Raw genomic sequence first — 5306 nt, forward strand, 5'->3', positions numbered from 1 at the left:
ATGCCTTCCGCACGCTGGCAGGCGGCCCCGAGGACGACACCGAGGAAGCTTCGTCGGCTGTTGCCGCGGCCGCCATCGGCAAGGGCGACTGCCTGATCGCCATCTCCGCAAGCGGCTCCACCCCCTATGCGGTCCAGGCGCTGCAGGACGCACGCAGCCGCGGCGCGGCGACCATCGCCATCGCCAACAACCGGGGCGCCGCGCTGTTCAAGCAGGCCGATGTCGCCATCCTGCTCGAAACGCCACCGGAGCTGATCGCCGGCTCGACGCGCATGGGCGCGGGCACCGCGCAGAAGATCGCGCTCAACATGCTGTCGACGCTTGCCGCCATCCATCTTGGCCATGTCCATGACGGCTACATGGTCAATCTCACCGCCGACAACATCAAGCTGCGCGACCGCGCCGTGCGCATGGTCGCGGCCATCAGCGGCAAGAGCCGCGACGACGCCGCCCGCTTGCTCGAGAAGAGCGGGGGCGTGGTCAAGACCGCCATTCTGCTCGCCGCGGGCGCGGCAAACGCCGATGCGGCCGAGAAGATACTGGAAGGAACCGGCCAAAAGCTTCGGCCGGCGCTTTCCGAGATCGAGGGGAGCAAGGGGCGCTGAGCCTCTGTTCTCATCAAAACCGAACCTGAAAAAGGTCAACAGGGAGACTGAAGATGAAGACCAAACTACTGACGGCCCTTCTGCTCGGCACAAGCATCCTCGGCACGGGCATCCTCGGCACCACCGGGATGGCTCTGGCCGAGGACGTGACGCTCAACATCGAAAGCTGGCGCGGCGACGACCTGACCATCTGGAAGGACAAGCTGATCCCGGCCTTCGAAGCCAAGAACCCCGGCATCAAGGTGGTGTTCGCGCCTTCGGCTCCGACCGAGTATGACGCAGCGCTCGGCGCCAAGCTCGCCGCCGGCTCGGCCGGCGACCTGATCACCTGCCGCCCCTTCGACAAGTCGCTCGAGCTGTTCAAGAAGGGCAACCTCGCCGACATCTCCTCGCTGCCCGGCATGGAGAACTTCTCGCCCGTCGCCAAGGCCGCCTGGCAGACCGATGACGGCAAGTCGAGCTTCTGCGTGCCGATGGCTTCGGTCATCCACGGCTTCATCTACAACAAGGACGCCTTCGACAAGCTCGGCCTCAAGGTGCCGACCACCAACGAAGAGTTCTACGCCGTGCTCGACAAGATCAAGGCCGACGGCACCTACATCCCGATGGCGATGGGCACCAAGGATCTCTGGGAAGCCGCGACCATGGGCTACCAGAATATCGGCCCGAACTACTGGAAGGGCGAGGAAGGCCGCGCGGCCCTGATCAAGGGCGAGCAGAAGCTGACCGATGCCGACTGGGTCGAGCCCTACAAGGAACTGGCCAAGTGGAAGCCCTATCTGGGCGACGGCTTCGAGGCCCAGACCTACCCGGACAGCCAGAACCTGTTCACGCTCGGCCGCGCCGCCATCTACCCGGCCGGCTCGTGGGAGATCGGCCTGTTCAACACACAGGCGCAGTTCAAGATGGGCGCCTTCCCGCCGCCGGTGCAGAAGGCCGGCGATACCTGCTACATCTCCGACCATACCGATATCGGCATGGGCCTGAACGCGGCATCGAAGCATCCGGAAGAGGCCAAGAAGTTCCTGTCCTGGGTCGCTTCGCCTGATTTCGCCACCATCTATGCCAACGCGCTGCCGGGCTTCTTCAGCCTGAACTCGACGCCGGTGAAGATGGAAGACCCGCTGGCGCAGGAATTCGTCTCCTGGCGCGGCAAGTGCAAGTCGACGATCCGCTCGACCTACCAGATCCTGTCGCGCGGCACGCCGAACCTCGAGAACGAGACCTGGGTTGAATCGGCCAACGTGATCAACGGCACCGACACGCCGGAGGCCGCGGCCAAGAAGCTGCAGGACGGCCTCGACAGCTGGTACAAGCCGGCGAAGTAAAGTCGCAGGCAACGGGCCGGCCGGGAACATGCCCGGCCGGCATTCGAACAGCTGTTAGATAGCGATTGTCGGCGCAGCCTCCCGGTCTTACCCTCGATCTCGCGGGGAAAACGGAGCCGATCTGTCGCTGGCCTTGTCTTACCCCCAGAGGGGACAGCCAGGCCGTGCATCGAGGCATCAGCTAGCATCACCGAACTGGAACCCAGAGACGGCGGGGAACCGAACTCATGGACACCGAGACCATGGCTGCAGAAACGCGAGCGAAAAGACCCATACGCTGGCATGTCGGCGTCTTCCTGGCGCCGGCGGTGCTGGTCTACACCGCCTTCATGATCCTGCCGCTGTTCGGCACGCTGCAGCTCTCGCTGTTCCGCAACATCGAGCAGTCCCAGGTGTTTGTCGGCCTCGGCAATTTCCGCACGCTGTTCGGCGATCCGAACTGGTCGGTGAATTTCTGGAATGCGCTCAGGAACAATGTCTGGTTCTTCATCATCCACATGCTGGTGCAGAACCCGATCGGCATCCTGCTGGCAGCGCTGCTTTCCAGCCCCCGGCTGCGCTTCACCGCCTTCTATCGCACGGCGATCTTCGTGCCGACGATCCTGTCCTTCGTCATCGTCGGCTTCGCCTGGAAGCTGATCCTGTCGCCGATCTGGGGCGTGGCACCGCATCTGATGGATTTTGTCGGCTTGAAGAGCTTCTTCACGCCCTGGCTCGGCAAGGAGCAATACGCGCTGACCGCGCTCAGCCTGGTGTCGGTGTGGCAGTTCGTCGGCATCCCGATGATGCTGATCTACGCAGCGCTGCTGTCGATCCCGGACGAGGTGATCGAGGCGGCCGAATGCGACGGCATCACCGGCATGGCGCAGTTCTGGAAGATCAAGCTGCCGCTGATCCTGCCCTCGATCGGCATCATCTCGATCCTGACCTTCGTCGGCAATTTCAACGCCTTCGACCTGATCTACACCGCGCAGGGCGCGCTCGCCGGGCCGAACTATTCGACCGACATTCTCGGCACCTTCCTCTACCGCGCCTTCTTCGGCTTCCAGCTGCAGGTCGGCGATCCGAATATGGGCGCCGCGATCGCCACGATCATGTTCCTAATCATCCTCGCCGGCGTCTGCGTCTACCTGTTCCTCGTGCAGACGCGCCTGCGTCGCTACCAGTTCTGAGGCGCGCCATGAGCCTAGCCACCCGTTCCCTGCCCCGCACCATCGGCGCGCACGCGATCCTTATCACCTACACGGTGATCGCGCTGTTCCCGGTGATCCTGGTGGTGATGAATTCGTTCAAATCGCGCGCGGGCATCTTCGGCGCGCCGCTGACGCCGCCGACACCGAAGACCTTCGACCTGATCGGCTACACCACCGTGTTCGGCCAGGGCGATTTCTTCCACTATTTCCAGAACAGCCTCGTCGTCACTGTCGCCTCGCTGTTCTTCGTGCTTCTGTTCGGCGCGATGGCCGCCTTCGCGCTGTCGGAATACCGCTTCCGCGGCAACACGCTGATGGGGCTTTACCTGGCGCTCGGCATCATGATCCCGATCCGGCTCGGCACCGTCGCCATCCTGCAACTGATGGTGGCGAGCGGGCTGGTGAACACGCTGACGGCGCTGATCCTGGTCTACACCGCGCAGGGCCTGCCGCTGGCGATCTTCATCCTGTCGGAATTCATGAAGCAGGTGTCAAACGACCTGAAGAACGCCGGACGTATCGACGGGCTGTCGGAATATACGATCTTCTTCCGCCTTGTCCTGCCGCTGGTGCGGCCGGCGATGGCAACGGTCGCCGTCTTCACCATGATCCCGATCTGGAACGATCTGTGGTTCCCGCTGATCCTGGCGCCGTCGGAAGAGACCAAGACGGTGACGCTCGGCGCGCAGCTCTTCCTCGGCCAGTTCGTCACCAATTGGAACGCGATCCTGGCGGCGCTGTCGCTGGCGATCCTGCCGGTGCTCATCCTCTATGTCATCTTCTCGCGGCAACTGATCCGCGGCATCACATCGGGAGCCGTCAAGTGAGCCGTAACAGCCAACTCTCCACAGGGCTGCGCTTCACCCCGCCCGGGGTGACACCCTCTCAAAAGAAAGTGGAGCAGTCTGTGAGCGATAAACCCCTTCGTGTCGTCGTCGCCGGCCTTGGCAATATGGGCCGCAGCCATGCGCTGGCCTATCACACCAATCCGGGCTTCGACATCGCCGCGCTGGTCAACCGCTCCGACGTGCCGTTGCCGGAGGGGCTTGGCGGCTACGACATCCGCCGCTCCTTCGAGGAGGTGCTGCGCGACGAGAAGCCGGACGTCGCCGCGATCGCCACCTATTCCGACAGCCATGCCGACTATGCGGTGCGGGCCTTCGAGGCCGGTTGCCACGTCTTCGTCGAGAAGCCGCTGGCGACGACCGTTGCCGACGCGCAACGCGTCGTCGATGCGGCCAAGGCCAACGGCAGGAAACTGGTGATCGGCTATATATTGCGCCACCATCCGTCCTGGATCCGGCTGATCGCCGAGGCGCGCAAGCTCGGCGGTCCATATGTCTTCCGCATGAACCTCAACCAGCAATCCTCCGGCCACACCTGGGAGACGCACAAGCATCTGATGCAGACGACCTCGCCGATCGTCGACTGCGGCGTGCATTATCTCGACGTCATGCTGCAGATCACCGACGCGAGGCCGATCGAGGTGCGCGGCATGGGCGTGCGGCTCAGCGACGAGGTGGCGCCGTCGATGTACAATTACGGCCACCTGCAGGTGCTGTTCGAGGACGGTTCTGTCGGCTGGTATGAAGCCGGCTGGGGGCCGATGATCTCCGAGACAGCCTTCTTCGTGAAGGACGTGATGTCGCCCAGGGGCTGCGTGTCGATCGTCATGAAGGAGGGCGTGAAGTCCGACGACATCGACACCCACACCAAGACCTCGACCATCCGGCTGCATAGTGCGGCGACCGGACCCGACGGCAGCTTGGCCAAGGAAGACCAGCTGCTGTCGATGGAGGGTGAGCCGGGCCACCAGGAGCTCTGCGATCTGGAGCAGGCCTTCCTGCTCAAGGCCATCCGCGAAAATATCGATCTCACCCGCCACATGGACGATGCCGTGAAGTCGCTCGCCGTCTGCCTCGCCGCCGACGAGAGCGTGCGCAGCGGTAACGCCGTCAAACTCTAGAACAGGAACGAAGCCGTGGGCTCGCTGAAGATCGAGAATGTGAAGAAGGCTTTCGGGCCGGTCGAGGTGCTGAAGGGCATCGACCTCGAAGTGACGGACGGCGAGTTCGTCGTCTTCGTCGGCCCGTCCGGCTGCGGGAAGTCGACGCTGCTGCGCGTGATCGCGGGCCTGGAGGACTCGACCTCCGGCCGCGTGCTGATCGACGGCGCCATCT

6 protein-coding genes are annotated in these 5306 nt (G+C 63.6%); all 6 read left to right on the forward strand.

Annotated elements, in window-relative coordinates; all coding sequences use genetic code 11:
- Positions 1 to 605, forward strand: a 605-nt coding sequence (locus EOA24_RS26525) for an N-acetylmuramic acid 6-phosphate etherase (protein WP_127410235.1), incomplete at its 5' end; no start/stop codon positions are given.
- 53 nt (positions 606 to 658) lie between these two features.
- The gene (locus tag EOA24_RS26530; RefSeq protein WP_126079956.1) at positions 659 to 1933 is read left to right on the forward strand and encodes an ABC transporter substrate-binding protein; all 1275 of its coding nucleotides are present in this window, start codon (positions 659 to 661) and stop codon (positions 1931 to 1933) included.
- Between the two features lie 242 nt (positions 1934 to 2175).
- Positions 2176 to 3105, forward strand: coding sequence for a sugar ABC transporter permease (locus tag EOA24_RS26535; protein ID WP_126083605.1), 930 nt, complete (start codon positions 2176 to 2178; stop codon positions 3103 to 3105).
- Between the two features lie 8 nt (positions 3106 to 3113).
- A complete protein-coding gene (locus tag EOA24_RS26540) occupies positions 3114 to 3953 on the forward strand; it encodes a carbohydrate ABC transporter permease (protein ID WP_126079957.1) in 840 nt (279 codons plus the stop codon).
- An 80-nt stretch (positions 3954 to 4033) separates the two neighbouring features.
- Positions 4034 to 5092 carry a Gfo/Idh/MocA family oxidoreductase gene (locus EOA24_RS26545; RefSeq protein ID WP_126079958.1) on the forward strand — a complete coding sequence of 353 codons (1059 nt, stop codon included), beginning with the start codon at positions 4034 to 4036 and terminating at the stop codon, positions 5090 to 5092.
- Positions 5093 to 5107: 15 nt separating this feature from the next.
- Positions 5108 to 5306: ATP-binding cassette domain-containing protein (locus EOA24_RS26550; protein WP_133374621.1), on the forward strand; the 199-nt coding region annotated here is incomplete at its 3' end.

The sequence above is a fragment of the Mesorhizobium sp. M2A.F.Ca.ET.039.01.1.1 genome (genome assembly GCF_003998035.1).
In the GTDB taxonomy this organism is placed as follows: domain Bacteria; phylum Pseudomonadota; class Alphaproteobacteria; order Rhizobiales; family Rhizobiaceae; genus Mesorhizobium.

Bases quoted from the DNA above. Each gene is read 5' to 3' on its own strand.
- EOA24_RS26530 (WP_126079956.1), top strand. From the start codon at position 659: ATGAAGACCAAACTACTGACGGCCCTTCTGCTCGGCACAAGCATCCTC.
- EOA24_RS26535 (WP_126083605.1), top strand. From the start codon at position 2,176: ATGGCTGCAGAAACGCGAGCGAAAAGACCCATACGCTGGCATGTCGGC.
- EOA24_RS26540 (WP_126079957.1), top strand. From the start codon at position 3,114: ATGAGCCTAGCCACCCGTTCCCTGCCCCGCACCATCGGCGCGCACGCG.